Origin of the sequence: Paraburkholderia tuberum STM678 (assembly GCF_902833905.1) — a bacterium.
Classification (GTDB): Bacteria; Pseudomonadota; Gammaproteobacteria; order Burkholderiales; family Burkholderiaceae; genus Paraburkholderia; species Paraburkholderia tuberum.
Genome location: NZ_CADFGP010000012.1, coordinates 85340 through 108219 on the forward strand (window position 1 = coordinate 85340; position 22880 = coordinate 108219).

21 protein-coding genes are annotated in these 22880 nt (G+C 63.8%); 9 read left to right on the forward strand and 12 right to left on the reverse strand.

What is annotated here, in order from left to right; translation table 11 throughout:
• Positions 1 to 69: 69 nt before the first annotated feature.
• The 3 genes from HWY30_RS13015 to HWY30_RS13025 all read right to left on the reverse strand — a co-directional run bounded on the left by HWY30_RS13015 (position 70) and on the right by HWY30_RS13025 (position 3812).
• A complete protein-coding gene (locus HWY30_RS13015) occupies positions 70 to 1404 on the reverse strand; it encodes an MFS transporter (protein WP_090807623.1) in 1335 nt (444 codons plus the stop codon).
• Positions 1405 to 1461: 57 nt separating this feature from the next.
• Positions 1462 to 2946 carry an amidase gene (locus HWY30_RS13020; RefSeq protein ID WP_090807621.1) on the reverse strand — a complete coding sequence of 495 codons (1485 nt, stop codon included), beginning with the start codon at positions 2944 to 2946 and terminating at the stop codon, positions 1462 to 1464.
• A gap of 170 nt (positions 2947 to 3116) precedes the next feature.
• A complete protein-coding gene (locus tag HWY30_RS13025; RefSeq protein ID WP_090807619.1) occupies positions 3117 to 3812 on the reverse strand; it encodes a GntR family transcriptional regulator in 696 nt (231 codons plus the stop codon).
• Positions 3813 to 4111: 299 nt separating this feature from the next.
• On the opposite strand from HWY30_RS13025, the gene HWY30_RS13030 reads away from it, so the two are divergent.
• Positions 4112 to 5668, forward strand: coding sequence for a hypothetical protein (locus HWY30_RS13030; RefSeq protein WP_090807617.1), 1557 nt, complete (start codon positions 4112 to 4114; stop codon positions 5666 to 5668).
• Positions 5669 to 5882: 214 nt separating this feature from the next.
• Here HWY30_RS13030 and HWY30_RS13035 read toward each other — a convergent pair whose 3' ends face one another.
• From HWY30_RS13035 to HWY30_RS13045, 3 genes are read right to left on the reverse strand one after another with little or no spacing between them, the layout of a single operon-like run.
• Positions 5883 to 6161 (reverse strand): 2Fe-2S iron-sulfur cluster-binding protein, encoded by a 279-nt coding sequence (locus HWY30_RS13035; protein WP_090807615.1) that lies wholly within the window; start codon positions 6159 to 6161, stop codon positions 5883 to 5885.
• A 52-nt stretch (positions 6162 to 6213) separates the two neighbouring features.
• Positions 6214 to 6534 carry a hypothetical protein gene (locus tag HWY30_RS13040; protein WP_090807613.1) on the reverse strand — a complete coding sequence of 107 codons (321 nt, stop codon included), beginning with the start codon at positions 6532 to 6534 and terminating at the stop codon, positions 6214 to 6216.
• Complete coding sequence (locus HWY30_RS13045) at positions 6531 to 6839, reverse strand: 2Fe-2S iron-sulfur cluster-binding protein (protein WP_090807611.1); 309 nt, start codon at positions 6837 to 6839, stop codon at positions 6531 to 6533. Before HWY30_RS13045 ends, HWY30_RS13040 begins: the two co-directional genes overlap by 4 nt.
• 326 nt (positions 6840 to 7165) lie before the next feature.
• Between HWY30_RS13045 and HWY30_RS13050 the strand changes: the two genes are divergently transcribed.
• The 6 genes from HWY30_RS13050 to HWY30_RS13075 all read left to right on the forward strand — a co-directional run bounded on the left by HWY30_RS13050 (position 7166) and on the right by HWY30_RS13075 (position 13715).
• A complete protein-coding gene (locus tag HWY30_RS13050) occupies positions 7166 to 7897 on the forward strand; it encodes an iron-containing redox enzyme family protein (RefSeq protein ID WP_090807609.1) in 732 nt (243 codons plus the stop codon).
• A gap of 105 nt (positions 7898 to 8002) precedes the next feature.
• Complete coding sequence (locus HWY30_RS13055; RefSeq protein WP_090810261.1) at positions 8003 to 9463, forward strand: aldehyde dehydrogenase family protein; 1461 nt, start codon at positions 8003 to 8005, stop codon at positions 9461 to 9463.
• A 56-nt stretch (positions 9464 to 9519) separates the two neighbouring features.
• Positions 9520 to 9999, forward strand: coding sequence for a GlcG/HbpS family heme-binding protein (locus HWY30_RS13060; RefSeq protein ID WP_090807607.1), 480 nt, complete (start codon positions 9520 to 9522; stop codon positions 9997 to 9999).
• A 66-nt stretch (positions 10000 to 10065) separates the two neighbouring features.
• Positions 10066 to 11082, forward strand: a complete 1017-nt coding sequence (locus HWY30_RS13065) for a 2Fe-2S iron-sulfur cluster-binding protein (RefSeq protein ID WP_090807606.1) — start codon at positions 10066 to 10068, stop codon at positions 11080 to 11082.
• Between the two features lie 53 nt (positions 11083 to 11135).
• A complete protein-coding gene (locus tag HWY30_RS13070) occupies positions 11136 to 12080 on the forward strand; it encodes an ornithine cyclodeaminase family protein (RefSeq protein WP_090807605.1) in 945 nt (314 codons plus the stop codon).
• Positions 12081 to 12086: 6 nt separating this feature from the next.
• Entirely contained in the window at positions 12087 to 13715 is a 1629-nt protein-coding gene (locus tag HWY30_RS13075) for an MFS transporter (RefSeq protein ID WP_244144896.1), read from the forward strand.
• A gap of 13 nt (positions 13716 to 13728) precedes the next feature.
• On the opposite strand, the gene HWY30_RS13080 is transcribed toward HWY30_RS13075, so the two are convergent.
• Positions 13729 to 14256: a GNAT family N-acetyltransferase gene (locus HWY30_RS13080; protein WP_090807604.1), complete on the reverse strand. Its 528-nt coding sequence runs from the start codon at positions 14254 to 14256 to the stop codon at positions 13729 to 13731.
• Entirely contained in the window at positions 14253 to 14840 is a 588-nt protein-coding gene (locus HWY30_RS13085) for a helix-turn-helix domain-containing protein (RefSeq protein WP_090807603.1), read from the reverse strand. Before HWY30_RS13085 ends, HWY30_RS13080 begins: the two co-directional genes overlap by 4 nt.
• 399 nt (positions 14841 to 15239) lie before the next feature.
• Here HWY30_RS13085 and HWY30_RS13090 point away from each other — a divergent pair, with 399 nt between their 5' ends.
• The gene (locus HWY30_RS13090) at positions 15240 to 17468 is read left to right on the forward strand and encodes a beta-glucosidase family protein (RefSeq protein ID WP_090807602.1); all 2229 of its coding nucleotides are present in this window, start codon (positions 15240 to 15242) and stop codon (positions 17466 to 17468) included.
• A 60-nt stretch (positions 17469 to 17528) separates the two neighbouring features.
• Here the strand turns inward: HWY30_RS13090 and HWY30_RS13095 are convergent, their stop codons facing one another.
• Positions 17529 to 18995, reverse strand: a complete 1467-nt coding sequence (locus tag HWY30_RS13095) for a metal-dependent hydrolase family protein (protein WP_244144897.1) — start codon at positions 18993 to 18995, stop codon at positions 17529 to 17531.
• A 508-nt stretch (positions 18996 to 19503) separates the two neighbouring features.
• Here HWY30_RS13095 and HWY30_RS13100 point away from each other — a divergent pair.
• Positions 19504 to 20370, forward strand: a complete 867-nt coding sequence (locus HWY30_RS13100) for a MipA/OmpV family protein (protein WP_090807601.1) — start codon at positions 19504 to 19506, stop codon at positions 20368 to 20370.
• An 84-nt stretch (positions 20371 to 20454) separates the two neighbouring features.
• Here HWY30_RS13100 and HWY30_RS13105 read toward each other — a convergent pair whose 3' ends face one another.
• From HWY30_RS13105 to HWY30_RS13115, 3 genes are all read right to left on the reverse strand, one after another.
• Complete coding sequence (locus HWY30_RS13105; protein ID WP_090807600.1) at positions 20455 to 20994, reverse strand: thioredoxin family protein; 540 nt, start codon at positions 20992 to 20994, stop codon at positions 20455 to 20457.
• 1 nt (position 20995) lies between these two features.
• The gene (locus HWY30_RS13110) at positions 20996 to 21712 is read right to left on the reverse strand and encodes a cytochrome c biogenesis CcdA family protein (RefSeq protein WP_090807599.1); all 717 of its coding nucleotides are present in this window, start codon (positions 21710 to 21712) and stop codon (positions 20996 to 20998) included.
• A 180-nt stretch (positions 21713 to 21892) separates the two neighbouring features.
• Entirely contained in the window at positions 21893 to 22864 is a 972-nt protein-coding gene (locus HWY30_RS13115) for a LysR family transcriptional regulator (RefSeq protein WP_090807598.1), read from the reverse strand.
• Positions 22865 to 22880 lie beyond the last annotated feature (16 nt).

The window sequence follows — 22880 nt, forward strand, 5'->3', positions numbered from 1 at the left end:
TTATAGGCAAGTAGTTGAAATTTTCAAATACTTGCGCGGACGCCGCCCTGGTGCGAGACAGGGGAAGTGTTAGCGAGCGTCGCGCCCGGAGCCGGATTGGGCCACGCGGGCGGCGACACCCATCGGTTCGATCGAAGCGCTTGAATCGGTCTGCTCGCCGCCGAGCGAATCGAGGCTGATGCCGTTGGTCTCGGGCAGAATCCACGCGGTGACGATCACGCACAGATAACCGACGCCCGCGACCAGCGGAATCGCGGAGTCGAGCGCCATATGACCGGTGCTGAGCCAGCCCACGCCAAGCGGGAACAGCGAGCCGATGACGCGCCCCATGTTGTAGGCGACGCCGTAGCCGGTCGCGCGGATTTCGTTCGGGTAGCTCTCCGAGATCGTCGCGGCGATGCCCGAGAACGTTCCCTGCATCAGCACGCCGAGCAGAAAGCCGAGCACGAGCATCGCGCCGTTCGACGCGGGAATCGCCATATAGGCGAGCGCCATGGAAAACGCGCCCGCCGCGAACACGATATACGTGAGGCGTCGGCCGATGCGGTCCGACGAATACGCACCGAGCACGTAGCCCACGAACGAGCCGAGGATCATGATCGCGAGATAGGCGCTCGTGCCGAAGATCGACAGGCCGCGTTCGAGCTTCAGATAGGTCGGCATCCACGTCGCGATCGCATAGTAGCTGCCGAGCATGCCGCCCGACAGCAGACTGCACAGGATCGTCTTGCCGGCGAGCGGCCGCGCGCAGACACGGCGTAGTCCTTCCAACGCGGCGGGCGAGTGCTGTTTTCCGAGCGCGCGCGAGAACGCTTCGGGCTCCTTCAGATCGCGCCGAAGATACACAACCAGCAGCGCCGGCACGATGCCGATAAAAAAGCAGCCGCGCCACGCCCACTCCGCCGGCAGCCACGAAAACAGCACGCTATAGACGATCGCCGCGGCGGCCCAGCCAAACGAATAACTGCTCGCCGCGAAGCCGGAGAATTTGCCGCGATGCGCGGGATTCCTGATGATCTCGGTCACGAGCACCATGCATAGCGACGATTCGCCACCGAAGCCGAGCCCCTGCAGCATGCGAAACAGCACGAGCTGTAGTGGCGAGTTGGCGAAGCCGCACGCGAAGCACGCGAGCGCGAATAGCACGATGGTCCAGCGCAGAATGCGCACGCGCCCGAAGCGGTCGGCGAGCAGGCCCGCGCCGATCGCACCGACGAGCGACGCGATCAGCGTGTAGGTGACGATGCTGCCCGCGACGGCCTTGTTCATGTGCCAGGTCGCGGCGAGCACGGGGATCAGGAACGAGTAGATCATGAAGTCGTACACATCGACGGCATGACCCATGAACGCGCCCGCAAAGGCTTTCTTCTCGTTCTTCGACAGCGATTCGAACCAGACCATGATGGAGGACTCCGGGCGAGGATGAGGTAGCGGCTGGCGCCTCGAGAATGCGAGTGGGTGTTATAGCGGTGGCGCGACGAACGACAGTCCCGCCTGCTCGAGCAGCGCGGCCACCCGCAGCGAACGCAGGTCGTGATAGAGCGGCGCGACGATCTGCACGCCGATCGGCAGGCCGTCCGCGGTCGTGCCGGCGCGGGCCACCGTCGATGGCAGGCCGCACAGACCCGAGTGGCCGGCCCAGAACAGCTGGGTCGTCATCGGCTGCGGGCGGCCGTTGACGTCGAGCGTGCGCTGCCACGGCGCCCCGGTTTCGTCGAGCGTGAAGGCGGCGGTCGCGGCGGCGGGGCACAGCAGCACGTCGATCGTGCCGAACAGCTCGCGCCATGCTTCGCAAAACGCGTCACGCTGCTTTTGCAGCAGCAGCCAGTCGCGGTGACGCAACGCGGTGCCCGCGTATTGCAAGGCGGCGTACGACGACGCGTCGGCGGGCACGGCGGCGCTTGCTGTGAGCGCGGCGGCGAAGGCGTCGTCGTCGAGATAGTGCGAGGTCGACGCGCGCAGCAGCAGCACGTAGGCGCGCATCAGTTGCGCGGCGTCGAGCGCGGGGCGCGCGTCCCAGACCACCGTCGCACCGGCGTCTTCGAGCTGCCGGCCAAGACGCGTGAGGCACGCCTCTACCGGGCCGTCGACGTCGGCGAGCGGATGATTGGTCAGTACGCCAAAGCGGAATTCACGCAGGTCCGTGCGCTCGCAGGGTGGCAGTGCGAGCCGCAGCGCGCTCGCGGCTTCGCCGGCCGGACCGGCGATCGCGCCGAGCACGAGTTCGAGGTCGCGCGCCGAGCGCGCGAGCGGACCCGCGACGTTGATGTCGGGCTGCGCCATGCCGCCGCCGATGCCATGGCCTTTCAGCGACACGATGCCATGCGTGGTCTTGTGCGAGAAGACGCCGCAGAAATGCGCGGGGTTGCGGATCGACGAGCCGACATCCGAGCCGACGTCGAAGAATGACATGCCCGCGCAGACGGCCGCCGCGCTGCCACCCGACGAACCGCCCGGCGTGCGGGACGGATCGCGCGGATTGCGGGTCGTGCCGTAGAGGTCGTTATAGCTTTGCCAGTCGCGCAGATAGATCGGCACGTTGGTCTTGCCGAGCAGCACCGCGCCCGCGTCGAGCAGGCGTTGCACGACGTCCGCATTGGCACTCGCGATGTTCTCGCGATGCGCGGGGTCGCCAAGGGTCGTCGGCCAGCCGCGAACGTCGAAAGATTCCTTGATCGTAAATGGAATGCCGTGCAAGGGGCCGCGCAGCCGCCCCGCGCGCCGTTCCTCGTCGCGTGCTTCGGCGGTGGCGTAGGCGGCGTCGAAATCGGATACGACGACCGCGTTCAGCAGGCCGTTGTCGGCCTCGAATGCGGCTTCGCACGCGGCGACGAGCGAGACGGCGTCGATCTCGCCGGCGCGCATGTCGTGCGCGGCCTGCTGGACAGTGGCGTAACGGTAGCGCGCCGCCTGACTGGCGGCGGGTGGGGAGGAGCTTGGTGTCATGAAAGGCCTGAGAGGGCGATTGATGGGCGGTATGTTGTATACCGTCTATCGCCAAATTCAGCCTGTCAAGTGGCTTGCAGCGTAGTCGACGAAATTATCGGGTGGCGTAAAGCGAGCGCGGTGGCGGGTGCCGCGCCTCGCTTCCTATGCCGCGCGTTTCAAAGGCCGTTTCAACGCGCATTGTTCGCCAGATAGTGCTGGGCGGCGCGCATCACATGCCGCTCGGCGAGCAGCGCCGACAGCGTCGCATCGCCCGACTGCACCGCGCGCAGGATCGCGGCGTGTTCGTCCCAGGTCTGGCGGACTTCCGCATCGCTCGCGTTCGTGAACAGCATGCGCGTGCGGTCGCGCAACGAGCGCATCAGGTCGCTCAGAATCGTATTGGCCCCGGCCGCGTAGAGCAGGTCGTGAAAACGCGCGTTGAGTTCGAGCAGGTCGGCCGTCTCGCCGGCGTCGACTTTTGCCTTGCCTTCGGCGAGCACCTGTTCGATCTGGCCGACCAGCTCGGGCGTTCGATGTTCGGCGGCGAGCCGGGCGTTGAGTCCCTCGAGCGTCGCGCGGATCTGGATCATTTCGCGTGCCGCCGACGGCTGCAGCGACGCGACCACCGCGCCGTGCCGCGGCCGCACTTCGACGAGGCCTTCCGAGGCGAGCGCGCGCAGCGCTTCGCGTACCGGCACGCGCGAGACGTCGAGCTCCTGGGCGATGCGTCCTTCGACCAGCCGCTCGCCGGGCGCGTACGTGCCCGAGACGATTGCTTCGCGCAGCCGCGCGGTGACGAGATGCGACAGCTGCTGATGCATGATCGGCGCGCTCGATTGCCCCTGTGCACCGCTTGCCGCGGTCGTGTCCGCTTCAGTGTTCATAAGGATCTCCAACCTGTGTTGCTGATGGCGTGTGATGCAGGCGATTTTACCTCAGTGCACGTCACGAATACTGTAGACCTTATACGGAAATAGCCGGCTCGGCCTTGTCTGGCGGGGCATTGAAGCACGCGCCCCGCTTCCTCGTGGCTACCGGGAAAGGCGGGATTTCCGGCGAATGCGGGTAAACGCCAAGCAAACAGCCGTTGATCCGGTTTTATTTGGTACATAGTATACCGGGTGATTATCTCAAACCCGCCGCATCCACCCACGCTCGCAGGTCCGCGCAGTCAGGAGAAGCAATGGAATCTCACGTCGTTCTAACGTCGGCGCACTGGGTTTATCTGTGTGGTGTCGTCTCTATCATCACGACGCTGGTGTTTCGCGCCAACGTCGTCGCGCCCGCGATTCTCGCGACCTTCGCCACCGTCTTCGCGTTTTCCGGCCAGGTGTCGACCGCGATCGAAGCGGTGTTCTTCGCGCCGCTTACGGCGGCGCGCGAGCTGTTCAATATCTTCCTCGTGATTTCGCTGATGACCGCGTTGCTCAACGCGCTGAAACGGATCAACGCGGATGTGCGCATGGTCCAGCCGTTTCGCGCGGTCATGGTCAACGGGCACGTCGGCTTCTTCGTGCTCGGCTTCGTGAGCTACGTGTTGTCGCTGTTCTTCTGGCCGACGCCGGCCGTGCCGTTGATCGCCGGCATTCTGCTGCCGGCCGCGATTTACGCGGGCGTGCCGCCGCTGGGCGCGGCGTTGTGCATCGGCATCGCGGGACTCGGCACGGCCTTGTCGTCGGATTACGTGATCAAGGTCGCGCCGGGCATCAGCGCGAAAGCGGCCGCGGTCGCGATGCCGGACGTTGCCGACAAGGCGCTGCTGCTGTCGCTGATCACGGGCGGCATCGCGTTCCTGATCGCCTATCTGCGTATCCGCAAGCAGATCCAGGCGCCCGATGCGCGCCATCTCGAACGCTGGGAAGCGACCCAGGTCACGGCGAATGCCGTTGTCACGCCGGCGGCCGGCACGAGTCGCGCGCGCATCCGGCGCGGCAAACCGCAGCATGCGTCGGTCGGCGACGGCGGCCAGGTCAGCGGTGCGAGCGGCTCGCGGGCGTTGTTGTTGTCGTCGCGCGACCTGTTGACGCCGTGGCAGGAGCGCTGGTCCCGCTGCTTCGCGATCGTGATCCCCGTCGCCTTTCTCGCGATCGTCGTCTACATGGTGTTGCCGCATCTGATCCCCGGCTTCAAGGGCGCGAGCGGTGCAGCGGCCGCGGCGCTCGTCGGCGGCGTCTCCGCGTTGCTGATGGTGGCGGTAGCCGCTGCGCGCGACTATCGCGCGATGTGCCGCAGCACGGCCGAGCACGTCACCGAGGGTTTAGTGTTTTCGTTTCGCGCGATGAGCTCGGTGCTGCCGATTGCGGGCTTCTTCTTCATCGGCGTGGCCGGCACTGCGGCGCCGATCCTCGGCTTGCCCGCCGGTACCCATGCCCCCGGCCTGCTTGCCGATCTCGTGAAAGCGGGCGAGGTCTACATTCCGCACAACGCGTTCTTCGTCTCGTACGGCATTCTGCTGGCCGGCATGGTGACGGGCATCGACGGCTCGGGCTTCGCCGGTTTGCCGTTGACCGGCGCGCTGGCGGGCGCGCTCGGCCGCACGGTGGGCTTCGACGTGTCGACGCTCGCGGCGATCGGCCAGATGGGTTCGGTGTGGACCGGCAAGACGCTGACCGCATGGTCGGCGCTCGCGGCGGTGGCGAGCTTCGCGCGTGTGCCGGTGTTGCAGGCGGTGCGCTATCTGTTGCTGCCGGTGGTGTCCGGCCTGGTGGTGTCGACGTTGGTGGCGATTCTGATCTGGTGATGGGAGGGGCGGGACGCGTGTGTCGTCCGCGCGGTTTTTGCCGGGCCTTGCGCGTTGGTTTGCCGATGCGCAAGGCCTTGGCGGTTTGATTGTCGGCGCGCTTTGCCCGCGAGTTGCGGCCTACGTTTTACGCCTCGCAACGACAAGCAAAAACGCCGGCTTCAGTGCATCGAAGCCGGCGTCCCAGTTTGACTCACTACGTTGTGTTGCTAACTCACCATGACACGCTGACATTGCCATTGACGAAAGTCTGACAGGCCATCCGATAGCCAGCTTTGATTTCGTCTTCGCTCAGATGGCGTTTTTCCTTGTCCTTCACGCTATCGGTATGTTCGATGCCGTGTTCGACCTTGCATTTGCAGGTGCCGCACAAGCCGCCGCCGCATTTGAACGGAATGCCGCCTTTTTCGCGCAGCGAGACGCGCAGCAGATTGCTGTTGGGCGGCGCGCTGACCGACTTGTTGTCGTTGCTGAGGAAAGTAATCTGGATCATTCGGAAGCTTACGTATTGGGTTCGGAGAGGAGGGGATGAAACGGCGCGGCAACTAGCGCGGGGTCAGTTGCGCGGCGCCGTTGCCGTGGCCCGCGAGCTGCCGCAGCGACTCGAGCGCGGCTTCAGGCGTCGCGAATTTTTCGAGGAACCTGGTGGGAACGAGATTGACCGCCGACGGTGTGGCTTCGTCGATCACCCTGATCTTCGTTTCTTTCATGAGCGCGGCGATGACGAACGTGGCGATATGCCGGCCGCCGTAGAGGTAGTCGAAGGTGGCGAGCGGCACGATGCCTTCGGTCGCCTCGGTGCGGTACTGGCCGGGCTTGCTCGTCAGAATCACGTGCGTGCCGGCCGCTGCGGAGCGCGTATTCATGCTGCCTGCTCCAGATCGTCCTGCGCGAGTTCGATGTCGTGCTCGATCCATAGTTGGCACGCGAGGCGATAACCCTGCGCAAGCCGCTCGCCGAGCTGTTTTTTTTCCTTCCAGTTGGGCTCGGGCAGATGCTGCGCGCCGGACATCACGCGGCACGCGCACTTCGAGCACTTGCCCATGCCGCATTCGTAGCGCAGATGCGGAAACGGGAATTGCCTGATGCCGGCGCGCACGACGAGGTTGGTGTTCTCCTTGACCTCGCCCTGATGGGTCGCGCCATTTTTGTGAAATACCACTGTTGGCATAACGCTCTCCGTGATTCGCTCGGATCTAGTCTAGTTGAAAAAAAGGATATAGTATACCGTCTACTGCCAGGCGGGCCCCGGCGAGGGCCGAAGACAGCGGCGGTTGGCGCGCATTAGTTCCAGTTTTCTTAAGGCTTTCCGCGGTGAGGCCGCAATGAAGCGGCGCGTAGACGGAGCGCTCTTCCAAGAACGGATCGCGCAATTCAGACATTGCGGTATACAGTATGCATTAAGGAGGCTACACTAGCTCAACTGTTCCTTCCGTGCCCGACGGCATTCGGGCTTTCGACAACGCCAACCTTTTCCCTACCTGTCAGGAGCTTGAAATGGCTGAATTGATGAACCGTGATGACTTCCGCGCCGCGCTCGAGGACGCCATCAAAGGCAAGAGTGCGAACAAGGCGCCGTTCAGCATCGCGTGGGCGAGCGGCAAGCTGAGCCGCGCGCATCTCGCGCGCTGGGCCGAGAACCACTATCACTACGTGGGCCCGTTCGCCGACTATCTGGCCTACATCTATGCGCGCACGCCGGACCGCTTCACCGAGGCTAAGGACTTTCTGCTCGCCAACATGTACGAAGAGGAAATCGGCGGTGACCGTCATACCGATCTGCTGATCCGTTTCGCCGAAGCGTGCGGCACGACGCGCGAGCGCGTGATAGATCCCGACAACATGTCGCCGACCACGCGAGGCCTGCAGGCATGGTGTTATTCGGTGGCGATGCGCGAGGACCCGATCGTCGCGGTCGCGGCGCTCGTCGTGGGTCTGGAATCGCAGGTGCCGTCGATCTATCGCAAGCAGACGCCGACGCTGCGCGACAAATACCAGTTCACCGACGAGGAAGTGGAGTTCTTCGATCTGCACATCGTGTCGGACGAGATTCATGGCGAGCGCGGCTATCAGATCGTGCTCGAACATGCCGACACGCCCGAGTTGCAGCAACGCTGCCTGAAGATCTGCGAGATCGGCGCGCAGATGCGTCTGCTTTATACGACCGCGCTCTATTACGACTACGTCGAGCAGGACCTGGCGCTGCCCGAACTCGAACTCGCGAGTTGAACCCGCGGCGGCGCGCGCAACGCGGCGCCGTCTTCCGTTGGCATCGCCGCGAGCCAGCCGGCCGGCATGGCGCCGGCCATTGCGGCAACAGCACAGGTATCCGTCATGAGCAATCCGGCAACACCAGAGTTCAAGAATCTCATCGCGGGCGAGTGGACCGCCAGCGTGAGCGGCGGCACGTTCGACAACGTGAATCCCGCCGATACGCGCGACATCGTCGGCCGCTTCCAGGCGTCTTCGGCCGAGGACGCGCGCGCCGCGCTGGCCGCGGCGGCTGGCGCGTTCGCCGCGTGGCGGCGCACGCCGGTCGCGCAGCGCGCGGCCGTTCTCAATCGCGCGGCGGCGTGGCTCGAACAGCATGCGGACGGATTCGCGAACGAACTCACGCGCGAAGAAGGCAAGCCGCTCGCGCAGAGCAGGGACGAAATTCTGCGCTCGGCGCAGGTGCTGCGTTTCTATGCGGTGGAAGGTCAGTCGTATGCCGGCGAGACGTTCCCGAGCGACGATCCCGACATGACCGTCCACACGCAGCGCGAACCCCTCGGCGTCGTCGCCGTGATTACACCGTGGAATTTTCCGATCTCGATCCCGGCGCGCAAGATCGCGCCGGCGCTGATCGCCGGTAATACGGTGATCTTCAAACCGTCGTCGGATGCGCCGCTGATCGGCTACCGGCTCGCCGAAGCATTCGCGCAGGCGGGCATTCCATCGGGTGTACTGAACTTCATCACGGGACGCGCGTCGGAAATCGGCTCCGTCATTACCGCGTCGCCGGTCGTCAGGGCCGTGTCGTTCACCGGTTCGACCGCCGCTGGCGAACAGATTCATCGCTCCCTACCGCTGACCACGCGCACGCAGATGGAACTCGGCGGCAAGAACCCGCTGATCGTGATGGACGACGCGGATCTCGACCGCGCCGTCGACCTGACGATCAAGGGTGGCTTCTCGCTGACGGGCCAGGCCTGCACCGGCACGAGCCGCGTGCTGGTCATGCAGAGCGTGCGCGATGCGTTCAGCGAGAAACTGCTCGCTAAAGTGAAGACGCTCAAGATCGGCAGCGGCCTCACGCCCGGCATGGACATCGGCCCGCTCGCGACCCGGACGCAACTCGACACCGTGCTCGACTACGTGGCCTCCGGCAAGGCACAGGCCACGCATCTGTACGGCGGCGAGCGCCTGAGCGGTCCCGATTACGAGCACGGCTATTACGTCACGCCGGCGATCTTCACCGACGTGACGCAGGACATGCGTATCTGCCGCGAAGAAATCTTTGGGCCGGTGATCGCGATCGTCACCGTGACCAGCTACGAGGACGCGATCGCGAAGGCGAACGACACCGAGTATGGGCTCTGCGCCGCGATCGTCACGTCGAATCCACGCCACATGCATCGCTTCGCGGACGACATCGAGGCGGGCACCGTGAAGATCAACCGAACGACGACGGGCAACGCGATCAACGCGCCGTTCGGGGGGCTCAAGCGTTCGAGCACGTCGACGTTTCGCGAATCGGGGCGTGGCGGTCTCGAGTTCTATACGCAGATCAAGACGGTCTATCGCGGCATCTGAGCGCGGCGAGATCAGCTTTCCGAATCAATGAATCAATCAACCATGAGGGGGTTGCAATGAAACAGATATTTCGCCTGGAACTGGCCGAAGCGCGCGAAATGATCCGCGCGGCCATCGGCCGGGCGCAGCAGATCGACGTGCTCGAATCGGTATGCATCGTCGACGAGGGCGGCTATCCGCTCGCGCTCGAACGGATGGACGGCGCGCGCATCACTGGGCCGCAGATTGCGTGGAACAAGGCGTTCACGGCAGCCGGCCACAAGCGCTCGACGCATCTGTTCACCCAGCCGCCCAACGGTCCCGCGTTGCCGGGCAACGAAGCGTTCGGCATTCAATGGAGCTTCGAGGGTAAGTTCGCGGCATTCGTCGGCGGCTTTCCTGTTGTCGTCGATGGCCAGGTGGTGGGTGGTGTGGGCCTGAGCGGCGGCAACGGCGAGCAGGACACGCAGTGCGGCCTCGCCGCTTTGCAGGGGCTGCACGATCTGCTCGCGGCGCAGGGGCATAGCGTGCTCGTGGAAGCCGACATCAAGAAATGACGCCACGGGCCGCCTGTGCATGCCGGCGGTCCTGTCGTTCGCATCGCATCGTCATGAGGTGGCGTCATGTCATACCGGATTCAGGTGCTCGAAACAGGAGCGTGCTTCAGCGCCGAGCGCGACGAATCGCTGCTCGCCGCCGCGCTACGCGCGGACGTGCCGCTTGCGCACGATTGTCAGTTCGGCGGTTGCGGCACGTGCCGCGTGAAAGTGCACGAGGGCACGCTCGACTACGAGGAGTTTCCGCTCGGACTCACCGAGGAGGAGGCGCAGGCGGGATTTGCGCTCGCGTGTCAGGCGCGGCCGCGCAGCGACATTGTGATCGGCGCGGGCCAAACCGGTGCGCCGACATCGGAGCCGGCGCGTCATACGGTGCGCGTCGAGGCGGTACGCTTGCTGGCGCACGACGTCACGCACCTCACGCTCGCGCTTCCAGAGGATGCCGAAATGATTTACCGGCCCGGTCAGTACATGAACGTGATGCTCGAAGACGGTAGTCATCGCAGCTTCTCGATGGCATCCGCCGCGCGCGCGGGCGGCCTCGTCGACTTTCATGTGCGGAAGATCGCGGGCGGCCGGTTCACCGATCGTGTGGTGGCGCAGCTCAAACCGGGCGACCGCCTCGACGTGGAACTGCCGCTCGGCGGATTCCGACTGCACGAAGAGGACTATCGTCCGTTGCTGATGGTCGCGACCGGCACCGGCCTGGCGCCGGTGAAAGCGATGCTCGAATCGCTGATGGACGATCCCGATTGCCCGCCCGTCACGCTGTACTGGGGCGCGAGAACGGCCGACGGCCTGTATCTGCATGACGAAATCGGCCGCTGGGCGGAGCGTCTCTACGAGTTCCGCTATGTGCCGGTGTTGTCGCGCGCGGACACAGCATGGAGCGGGCGGCGCGGCTATGTGCAGCGTGCGGTGTGCGAGGACCATGCGGACCTGTCGGAGCACGCGGTCTATCTGTGCGGCTCGCCCGCGATGATCGCCGAGGCGAAGGCCGCTTTCATCGCGAAGGGCGCGAGCGTCGATCATCTGTACTCGGACAGCTTTACGTTCCAGCACGCCGCAGCGGCGCTCGTGTAGCGCGCGGCACGCGCGCCATCCAGTCATCAGATTCGCACAAGGAAGCATTCTCCATGATTCATCTGAACGACGCGCAGATCGATGCGCTCGTGGGTTTCGACGAAGCGATCCCGACGCTCGAGCAGGCGTTTCGCGCACTGTCGCGGGGACGCGCGGCGGTGCAGCGGCGCGTGCGCACCGAAGCGGGCGGCGTGAAGCTATCGACGCTCGGCGCCGTGTTGCCCGAAGCTGGCGTGACCGGCGCGAAGGTGTACACGACGATCAACGGCCGCTTCTCGTTCTCGATCGTGCTGTTTTCAACCGACGACGGCCGCCCGCTCGCCACGCTCGACGCGAACGCGCTCACGCGAATCCGCACGGCCGCGACCACGGTGCTCGCGGTGCGGGCGCTCGCGCGCGACGATGCGCGCACTGTCGCGATTTTCGGCACCGGCGTGCAGGGGCGCGCGCATGCGCAGGCGCTCGCCGCGCATACCGGTTTGCAGTCGTTCAGAATCGTCGGCCTAGAGAACGTGGAGCAGGTCGTCGACGAACTCAACGCGCGTCACCGTGCGCGCGGCGTGAAGGCCACCGCAGGCGAAGCCGCCGAGGCGGTGCGTGATGCCGACGTGATCGTCACCGCGACGCGCGCGACCGGTGCGCTGTTCGATGGCGCGACGCTTGCGCCCGGTGCGATGGTCGCGGCCATCGGGTCGAGCCTGCCCTACACGCGCGAGCTCGACGACACGACGCTCGCGCGCGCGTCGCGCATCGTGGTTGAACTGCATGAACAGGCAAGGGAAGAGGCCGGCGACCTGGTGCAGGCCGCGCCCGGCACGTTCGACTGGCGCAACGTAGTCGAACTCGGCGACGTGCTGGAAGGGCGCGCCAGCGCACGCGTGCGGTCCGAGGACATCGTCGTCTACAAGGCGGTCGGCATCGGCTTGCAGGACGTTGCGCTCGCCGGGCTCGCGTGGCGCAAGCATGTCGCTCGCGAAGCGGCCGCACAGCGCGCCTGAACGCCGATGAGCAACGGCACGCCACCCGGCGCCATACCGCACGGCACATCGCCGCCCAACACGGCCCGCTCGTTCCGTCAGTCGCTCTTTGCGATGCTTGGCTTGTCGAGCGTCGTGATGATGGTCGCGATCGATCAGACCGTGGTCGGCACCGCGTTGCCTACCATCGTCGCCGAGCTGAAAGGCTTTAATCTCTATGCGTGGGTCGCGACTGCGTATCTGCTCGCCTCGGTCATCACGGTGCCGATCTTCGGGCGGCTCGGTGACTGGTTCGGACGCAAGCCGTTGATCGTGATCGCGATCGTCGTGTTCACGGCCGCGTCGGTGCTGTGCGGTGCCGCGCACAGCATGCAGGCGCTGGTGCTGTTTCGCGCGTTGCAAGGGATCGGTGGCGGCATGCTGGTGGGCACCTGCTTCGCGTCGATTCCCGATCTGTTTCCCGATCCCGTCGTGCGTCTGCGCTGGCAGGTGCTGTTTTCGAGCGCGTTCGGCGTCGCGAATGCGGTAGGGCCTTCGCTGGGCGGCTTTCTGAGCGAGCACTACGGCTGGCGCTCCGCGTTTCTCGTCAACCTTCCGGTCGGCGTGCTCAGTCTTTATCTGACTGCCCGACATCTACCGAACATTCGCCATCAACTGCGCGGCAAGCTGAGCCCGGACTGGCGCGGCGCATTGTTGATCGCAGCCGGACTCGGTGCGTTGCAACTGCTCGTCGAATCGCTCGCGCAGCAGACGCTGAAGGTTTCGACGATCGCGTTCGGCGTGGTGGCATTGAGCGCGGGCGCGCTGCTCGTGCGCGAGGAACTGCGCGCGGCCGATCCGATTCTGCCGCCGGCGTTGCTGCGCGAGCGGGCCATCATCGCGTTGCTCGCGTTGTCGATGCTGATGGGCTTGGCGATGTTCGCGCTGCTGTTCTATGTGCCGTTGCTGCTGCAAGGCGGCATGGGTCTCAACGCGGATCGCGCCGGCGTGATGGTGACGCCGCTCGTGCTATGCATCACCGTCGGCACGATCGCGAATACGCGCGTCGTCACGCGTCTGCGTAAGCCCAACGTGCTGCTGTACGTCGGCTTCGCGTTGCTGGGCGTGGCGTGTTGGGGCGTCGCGGCCGAACGCATGGAGACCGGTCATGCGTTGATGGCCGCATTGACTGCGGGCGGCGTCGGGATCGGTCTCGTGATGCCGAATCTGACCGTGTTTGCGCAGCAGGTGGCGGGCAAGCGTCAGCTTGGCATTGCGACCGCTATGATCCAGTCCGCGCGGATGGTGGGCGGCATGATTGGAACGGCCGTGATCGGCACAATCGTGCACGTGCTGTATCGCCAACGGGTGGCCGAGGTTTTGCAAGGGCACGGTATCGATACGGACGCGCCGTGGGTTGCGCCAGCCGCGCACAGCCCGCAAGTACTGCTGACGTCTCGCGACGTCGCGACCTTCATTCGCGATGCCCACGCGGCAGGGTTCGACGGCGACGCGCTGATCGCCGCGGCGCGCGTCGCGCTCGTGCAGGCCATCGACCACGCGTTGCTCGCGGTGAGCGCGGCAATGGTGCTCGCATGCCTCGCCGTGTCTCTTGTGCCGCTGATTCGCGTGCAGCGATTGGGACGCGAGGTCGCGTCAGTCGCAGTAAGCGAATGAGCGCTGATGCGGGTCAAAGTTGCTTGCAATAGAACGTCGTCGCGCAAAACGCGCCGTCGGGCATCAGCGCGTAATTCGGTACGCTGCCGACGCGTTGCCAGCCGGCGCGCTGATAGAGTCGCTCGGCATCGCCACCGGTTACGGTGTCGAGCACGAGAACCGACTTTCTCTCTTCTCGCGCAATGCGATCGAGTTCGCTCATCAGGGCGTGCGCGACGCCGCGCCGGCGTGCTTTTCTGTGCACGAGCATCTTCGCTACGTCGGCGCGATGTGGCTGATTTTCGGGTTGCGCGGTAATCAGCTGCACGGTGCCCACGATATCGCCGCTGTGATCTTCGGCGATCAGCACTACGCGCTCGCCACGCGCGACGCTCTCCACGACGTTGCGCCAGAACGCGAGCGCCGTGTTACGCGAGATCGGCAGCATGAAGCTGACCGATGCTCCGCCTTCCACGCAGTCGATCAGCACGTCGGCGAGCGCTTCGACGCAGGCCGAAGCTTCGTTCGCGCCGACGCGCCGTATGGTCACGTTATCGCTCATCCATTTCTCCGTTCGTTGACTGGCGATGTGGTCAGCGCGACGAGATAGCGCGCGCGTTTGCGAGTGGGGTTACGGAACACGATCGGGCTGTCGAGCCGCATTGCCAGGCAGTCACCGGTCTTGAGCCGCCAGCTGGTGTCGCCGACCGTGATTTCCATCGACCCGTCGAGCATCCACACCTGTTGATGAATGTCCGCGTCGCGCGCGCCGGTTTCGTAACTGACGCGCTGACCGGCGGGAAAGTTGACCTCGACCAACTGGATCGCCGAGCGCGCGGTCGGCGACAGATGACGTCGCACATACCCCGAGCTCGGATCGGTCCACACCGCCTGCTCGGTCGCGCGACTGACCGGCGATGGCTCGGCAGCCGGCGCGCCATCCTGCTCGAATAGCGACGCGAGCGGCACGTTCAACGCGGTCGCGAGTTTGTCGAGCACGGTCGCGGTAGGGCTGCTCTGAGCGCGCTCGATCAGCGAGATATTCGAGCGGCTGACTTTGCTGCGCTCGGCCAGTGCATCGAGCGACCAATTTTGAGCGTCGCGCAGTTCTTTGATCCGGCGCGCGATCTGGGCGTTGATGTCCATGTAATCCAGTTTAAGGGATGCAGGTTCCAGTAAACTAGACAGTGGCTTTTTTGTTGTCAATGCGCAAATGCCCACTCACCAATTTGAATAAAAACCCGCACAAAATTGCCGACTCTTTATTCGCTTTGATTCGCTAACTTTCAATTAGCCTGTGTCGGAAAAGCCTTACGCCCCATTACGCATAAAATTACACGTATTGGTATAAATACCGATGCTGTAGTCAGACTACATTCTTACATTACTCACCACGAAGAGTCGCTACAGCCCATCCAGTTGCGCCGATTCTTCTTCCCACAGGCAAACGTTTGCAGTCATCGCTGCATGCCTGTTTTCGCGTCCGTTTTCCATCCCCCGACGCGCTCCGTTGCCCCAGAAAAGCACAATTTCGGAGAGACACCTATGCAGAAGAAACTATGGCCGGCCGTCGCGATAGCGGCGGCCGTGAGCGCCGCTGCGCACGCCGCTGCGCACGCGGACATCCGCACTCCTGGTCTCGACTTCGCGCCCATGTCGACGGTGCTGAACGCGTTCTCGTCGGCCGCGGCGCATCGGCGCGCGGAGACGCTCGTCAACGAGATGACGATCGACGAAAAGCTGCAGTTCATTCACTCGCAGTACGCGATGTCCGCCGTGCCGGGCGGCGGCGCGGGCTACATTCAGGGCGTGCCGCGTCTCGGCATTCCCGACCTGAACATGGTCGACTCGGCCACGGGTTCGGGCAGCACCAACCAGCCATCGACGACCTTCCCGGCGACGCTCGCGGTAGCGGCGAGCTGGGACCGCGCGCTGTCGTGGAACTTCGGCAAGCAGATCGCGATCCAGTTGCGTCAGCAGGGCTTCGGCATGGGGCTCGGCGGTGGCACCAACCTCGCGCGTGAGCCACGCGGCGGCCGGCTCTTCGAGTATCTCGGCGAAGATCCGGTGCTTGCCGGCGAGATGCTCGCCGAGCGCACCGACGGCACGCAAAGCCAGAAGGTCATCGCGACGATCAAGCACTACATGGGCAACGAGCAGGAACATAACCGCGGCGGCGGTAACAGCCAGATCGACGAGCGCACGATGCGCGAGCTCTATCTGCTGCCGTTCGAAATCGCCGCGCGCCGCGCGCAGCCCGGCAGCGTGATGTGCAGCTACAACGAGGTCAACGGCATCCAGGCCTGCGAGAACCCGCACATTCTCAACGACGTGCTGAAGAACGACTGGCACTTCGAAGGTCAGGTGCAGTCGGACTGGGGCGCGACGCATAGCACGGCACCGGCGATCAATGCGGGTCTCGACGAGGAGGAAGACGTCGGTTCGACCGTCTATCTGACGCCCACGCTGGTCAAACAGGCGATCGCGAACGGCTCGGTGTCGACCGCGCGCCTCGACGACATGGTCGAGCGCAAGCTGTATGTGATGATCCGCACGGGCGTGATGGACGATCCGCCGAAGGGTGGCGCGACCATCGACTTCTCGGCCGCGAGAGCCTTCACGCAGTCGGTCGAAGAGCAGTCGATGGTACTGCTGAAGAACGCCAGCAATCAGTTGCCGCTCGCCGCTGGTTCGCTGTCGCGTATCGCGGTGATCGGCGGCCATGCTGACGCGGCGGTGCTGACGGGCGGCGGTTCAGGCAACACGCGCGATCCGGTGACGGGCGCGTTCGCCGGTTGCGGCGGCTTGACGTTCGGCACGGAGACGGGCTGCAGCTGGTGGACCAACCCGTGGCTGAAGCTGAACACGCCGATCGTGTCGGCGATCAAGGCGCTCGCGCCGCAGGCCACCGTGACCTTCGCCGGCAACAGCGATCAGCAGTCGCCGTTTGCCGCCTACACGCAGCAGCAGATCACCCAGGCGGCCACGCTGGCGGCCAACTCCGACGTCGCGATCGTCGTGGTCGCGCAGCCGGCCGGTGAGGATATCGGCGATCTGCCGAGCCTCGGCCTCGCGAATCCGACCAACCAGGATGCACTCGTCGAAGCGGTTGCGGCGGCCAATCCGCACACGATCGTCGTCGTCGAAAGCGGCAACCCGGTGCTGATGCCGTGGAAGGATAGCGTGTCGGCGATCATCGAAGCATGGTATCCGGGCGAAGGCGGCGGCAATGCGATTGCGAACGTGCTGTTCGGCAAGGTCAATCCTTCCGGCAAGCTGCCCGTCACGTTCCCGGTGCGCGACCAGGATACGCCGACGTGGGGCACGAATGGCGCGTTTGCGGCGAACCCGGTGTACGCCGAGAAGCTCGATATGGGCTATCGCTGGTACGACTCGCAGAACATCACGCCGATGTTCGAGTTTGGCTATGGCCTGTCGTACACGCACTTCGCATACTCGGGTCTGTCGGTTCAGCATCTGCCGGGCGGCCTGATCGACGTGTCGTTCGACGTGCGTAACGATGGTCGCGTCGCCGGTGCGGAAGTGCCGCAGGTGTACCTCGGCGTGCCGTATCAGGGTGAACCGCCGCGGCGTCTCGTCGGCTGGGACAAGGTGGGTCTGAACCCGGGCGAATCGCGTCGTGTGCACGTTGTCGTGACGCAGCGCATGCAGAGCGTGTGGGATACGACGAGCAACCGTTGGCTCTATGTGCCGGGCAGCTCGGTGTACGTCGGCGCATCGTCGCGCGACATCCGTCTGCAGGGGCACGGCTAAATAGTGTGACGGTGTAGCGAATGCGGGCGCGCCAGGTTGCGCGCCCGCCTGAATTATTGATTACGCTTTCAGCGTGTTCTTGTAGAACTTTCCATCCTTCATCACGATGCGCAGGTTCTTCTCCGGGTTCGCGATCAGGTCGAGATTCTCGAGCGGATTGCCGTCGACGAGCAGCAGATCGGCGTACGCACCCTCCTCGAGTACACCGAGCTTGCGCGGGTACGGATTGCGGTGCCCGGACAGCGCGAGTAGCTGGCCATTGGTGCCCGTTGCGATGCCCAATGCTTCGGCTGCGCTATACCACGCCTTCATATGCGTGAGCATCGTGCCTTGCCGTGCGGCCACGGCCTGCGAAAAGATCAGGTCCGTGCCGAACGCGACCTTGATGCCATGCTTGCGCGCGAGTTTGAAAACCCTGTCGGTGCCCGCGATCACCTGAAGAAATTTTTCGCGGATCGGTGGGGCGAGCGGACCCGCGTCGTCTTCGTTGACGAACGGCTGCGTGCTCAACCACGTGCCGTTCTTCGCCATCAACGCCGCAGTCCTGTCGTCCATCAGATGACCGTGCTCGATGCACTGCACGCCTGCCGCAACGGAGCGCTGAACCGCTTCGGACGTGTACGCATGCGAGAGGATATAGGTGCCCCAGTCGGCCGCTGTTTCGACGGCCGCGCGCAACTGCTTTTCGGTAAACGTGAGCATGTCGAGCGGGCTGCGCGGCGTCGATACCCCACCGGCTCCGACCAGCTTGATCTGCGTCGCGCCCTGAATGAACTGCTCGCGCACCCGCAAGCGGACTTCGTCTTCGCTGTCGGCGATCGCGAAGCCACCGTCCCGTTCCAGTTGGGTGACCTGGTTGCCGGCGCGCGGCAGATCGCTCAGCGCACGAAAATCGCCGTGACCGCCGGTGGTCGTGATCATCGCGCCGGACGGATAGATTCGCGGCCCGGAAATCATGCCGCTATCGATTGCCTGCTTCAGCGCGAATGACGGGCCGCCCGCGTCGCGTATCGTTGTGAAGCCGCGCAGTAGCGTACGTTCGGCTTCAGCGCTTGCCGCAAGATGGACGAAAGCAATGTCGGATTGAAGGATGACCTGAATCGGCACTGCCGCGAGCAGCGCGTGCCAGTGCATGTCGATCATGCCGGGCATCATCACCTTGCCACCGCAATCGACGAGCGTTTTGCCGTCGATCGAAGCCGGTTGACCCCGACCCAACTGGCTGATGCTGTCACCCTCGACAACTATATAGAGACCGTCACGCAACGTCGACGATTTGCCATCGAACAAGCGGAAGTTCGTGAACAGCACCGGCTTGTCCGGCGGTGCTGGCGGTTGGGTGGTTTGAGCATTGCCAAGACCGGGCAGAACCAGGCTCAGCATCGAAGCGGCGAGACCGGTGACGAAGCCGCGCCGCGACAGATCGGCACTGATACGGCGGTTGGCATACTGCGCTTGAGACTTGTCACAAAGACATGAAAACGACGGACTGACTGCTTTATCGCCGAGGTACTTTCCTGAAGGCATAGCTCACCCGTAACGTAGATCACCGTGCATCGAAAGCCGCCATCTGACTACATTTCACACCTGGCGACGCGAAAGTCAAGCCCGCACAGATTATCGCCTCCGAACGAGGATGGCAAATTCCGCGTCGCTTGATACAAGCATTGAAATTGCATCTATTACTCGATTACGCGGCTGCAGCATGTAATTAGAAAAATATGCTTGCGACGGGCGAAAAGAACGGGCTATGCTCACGCCACGTATTCTGTAAGTGAATCTCCCGAAATAAGGCGCGATTCCCTACCCTGCTTGGGGGGGAGATGCGCCAAACAAACGTCCCAATAAAGCGGATGCATCGGCTATTACAAACGTATTTTCTATCATCGCGATTATCGAGCGAGGCGATCGGTCATTCTTTTAACGCCGCTGCAATTAGAAACTCAACTATTTCACAATTTCGCCGCCACTCCATGAATGCCGGGATCGGAAAAGTCGCATTCAGTCTTTTTTAATTTTTCACGGAGAAACAGAAATGATCGATGTGTCAAAGCCGCGTATGCTCAAGGTGCTGGCGGGGGCCGGCTTGTCGCTGTTTGCCGTCACCGCGATGGCCGACGATACGCTCGGTTTGTCGGAAAGCCTGTTCTCCATCGGCGCGCCGGAAGTGACGCAGGCGCCTGGCGCGAGCGCGAGCCCGTGGCGCTTTGCGGTTGGCGCAGGGGTCGTGAACATGCCGAAATTTCCGGGCGCGAGTGGCACGAAATGGGAGGCGGTGCCGTCGGTGAGCGTGAATTACGATCGCTTCTTTATCGGCGCGAATCCAGACGCGGGCTCGGTGCTATCGCTGGGCGCATATCTGTATCGTGATAGTAACTGGCGCGTCGGCGCGGCGTTGACCTACGATTTCATCGAACCGCGCAGCGAGTCCGACGACTCGCGGCTGCACGGACTCGGCGACGTCAAACGCACCGCGCACGCGGAGCTGTTCGGTGTTTATACGTGGGAGTTCGTCACGGCGCGCGCGAGCGTTTTGACCGATATTGCCGGCAACGATCGCGGCACCGTCGCGACTTTCGATCTGTTGGGACGCTATCAACCCATTGCGCAACTGACGCTCAGCGCAGGCCCGGGCCTGACGTGGGGAAGCGACAAATACAACGAAACCTATTTTGGCGTGAATTCCGAGCAGAGCGCGCGCTCGGGATTGCCGACCTACTCGGCCAGCTCCGGTTTGAACCAGTTGCGCTTCTCAGTCAACGGGGTTTACCGGATCGCAACGCGTTGGAACGTTGGCGCGAGCGTGTCGTTCGCGTGGCTGCGCGGCGACGCGACCGACAGCCCCATCACTGAAAAGACGAGTCAGATTACGTACGGCCTTTTCGCCAATTACCTCTTTTAGTCGTCCGCCAAAAACGAAGGCCCGCTGCACCCGATCGCGTGGGTGCAGCGGGCTTTCCCGTGCTACGAGTCAGCAAGCGCTTCGTCAATTCTTCTGCGCGAGCAGCGCCTGAATCCTGGCTTCGGTCTGCGCATAGTCGCCTTCACCAAAGTGCGTGTAGACGATATGACCTTGCTTGTCGATCAGATAGAACGCGGGCCAGTACTGGTTGTTATAGGCATTCCAGGTGGCGTACTGGTTGTCCTGCGCAACCGGATAGCTGATACCGAGCCGTTTCAGCGCGGTCTTCACGTTGCCGGTGTCGCGTTCGAACGGATATTCCGGCGTATGCACGCCGATCACCGTGAGCCCCTGATCCTTGTACTTCTGGTTCCAGCTTTTTACGTAAGGCAGCGTGTTGGCGCAATTGATGCAGCTATAGGTCCAGAAGTCGACGAGTACCACTTTGCCGCGCAATTGCTGCAATTTGAGCGGCTCGCTATTGAGCCATTGCGTGATGCCTGTGAGCTCGGGTGCGGGCGAGCCGCTTTCCGGCGGCGCGGCGATGGCGACCGTACTCGTCGCGATCAACGCGCAGGCGGCAAACGCGGTGGACAGTGCGAAGGTTTTCAGGCGGGTAGTCATGTCAAAGTCCTTTGAGTGAAGGGAAAAGACCGGCGAGCCGCGCGTACAGCAGCACGTCGTACTGCAAATAGATGGCGAGGGCGGTCAGCATCACCAGTACGCCGAATACCTGTTGCAGGCGCTCCGCGTGACGTGAGACCACACGGACATGACGCGTCACGTAATGTCCGCCGTAGATGATCGCGAGCATCGGAATCGCCGCGCCGATCGCATACAGCGTGAGCAGCAGAGCCGACCAACCGAGATCCTGAGCCTTCACGACGAGCACCAGAATCGACGCGAGCACGGGGCCGGCGCAGGGCGTCCATACCGCGCCGAGCGACATGCCGAGCACGAAGCCGCCCGCGTTGCCGCTGCCGGGTTGCGTAGCTGGCGCAATGGCCGCGCCGATGCGCTCGAGCGGCCCTTGCAGTTGCGCGACGAGCCAGTCGTAAGGTCGCGGCCAGATACGCAGAAGCCCGGACAGTGCGAGCAACGCAATGCCGGTATTGCGCAGTACCTGTTGCGCGACGTGCACGGTGCTCGACACCGCGCCCAATAGCAGCGCGAAAGACGCGAAAGTCAGAATGAAGCCGGCGACGATGAACAGTGGCCGCGTGCGGCTCGGTCGTTCGACGGAAGTGCCGAGCAGGATCGGCATCACCGGCAGCACGCAGGGAGAGGCAATCGTCAGCAGCCCGGCGAGCAGGGCGAGCGGAGTTTCGAGAGTACTGTGCATGATGGGCGTTCCGTTGGCTGGGATGGCCGTATTGGAACGCCCGCACGTATCTGGTTTATGTCGGGGATCAGGCGCGCTTGCAATGTAGTGTGTCTGCGTATGGCGCGGATACATTGCGACACAAATCGGTTGAGGAACCGATGCGCGCGGGGGCGAGGGCGGCGGTAGCCGAACGCTGGATCAGCGCGCCCTGCGCTTACGCACCGCGGTTCCGGTCGCGGCTGCGACGCTATTTGCGCTGGACGTGGAGAACATCGGCATACGCTCCTCGATCCAGCGCAGCAATTCGAGAGGTCCCGGTGCGAGCGGCCGGCCGGTCTTGACGAGCACACGCGCCTGCGCGCCGGAAAACAGCGGATGCGCGATCGGTATCGTCGTCAATTCGCCGCTCGCGATTTCGCGGTAGGCAGCGAATTCGCCGATCAGCGTCATGAAGTTGTCGACCGTGACGAAGCGCTTCAATGCGCTCAGTGAGTTGGTGGTCAGCGTCGCGGGAATCGACACGTTTTCGGCGAGCTCCGTCATCTTGACGACATGACCGATCCCAAAGGTGGGTGGCATCAACGCGAGCGGCCACGCGCGCAGGTCGTCGAGCGTCGCGGGTCGTTTGCGCTTCGCGAGCGGATGGTCGCTTCTTAGCAACAACACGACCGGCTGCGGCGAACTCGCGCGATGCTCGAGGCGCGCATGAGGCGGCGGATTGTACGCAAGCCCGATATGCGCACGACTTTCGGCGACTTCTTCCTGGATCGCGTCGACCGCGAGCATATCGAGGCCGATTTCGAGTTCTGGATATTGGACGCAGAATGGCGCGAGCACATCGTCGACCAGCGTATCGACGAAGCCTTCGCTGACCGCGAGCCGGATCTGCCCTCGCTGCAGGCCTTTCAACGCATGCAATTGATCTTCGAGCTTCTCCTGCTGCGAACGGTAGCCGCGCCAGAATTCGAGCAGATGCGTGGCCGCTTCGGTCGGCCTGACTCCGCGCGGCTGCCGCTCGAACAGCACCGCGCCGAGTTCGTCCTCGAGCAGCTTGATCTGCCGCGTGATCACGGAGGGCGACGTATTGATGCTTTCGGCGGCGCCGCGGATGGTGCCGTGCGTGAGCACCTCGTTGAAGTAGCGAAGGCGTTGCTGGTTGATCTCGCGCATGTGATTTGTCGATTGC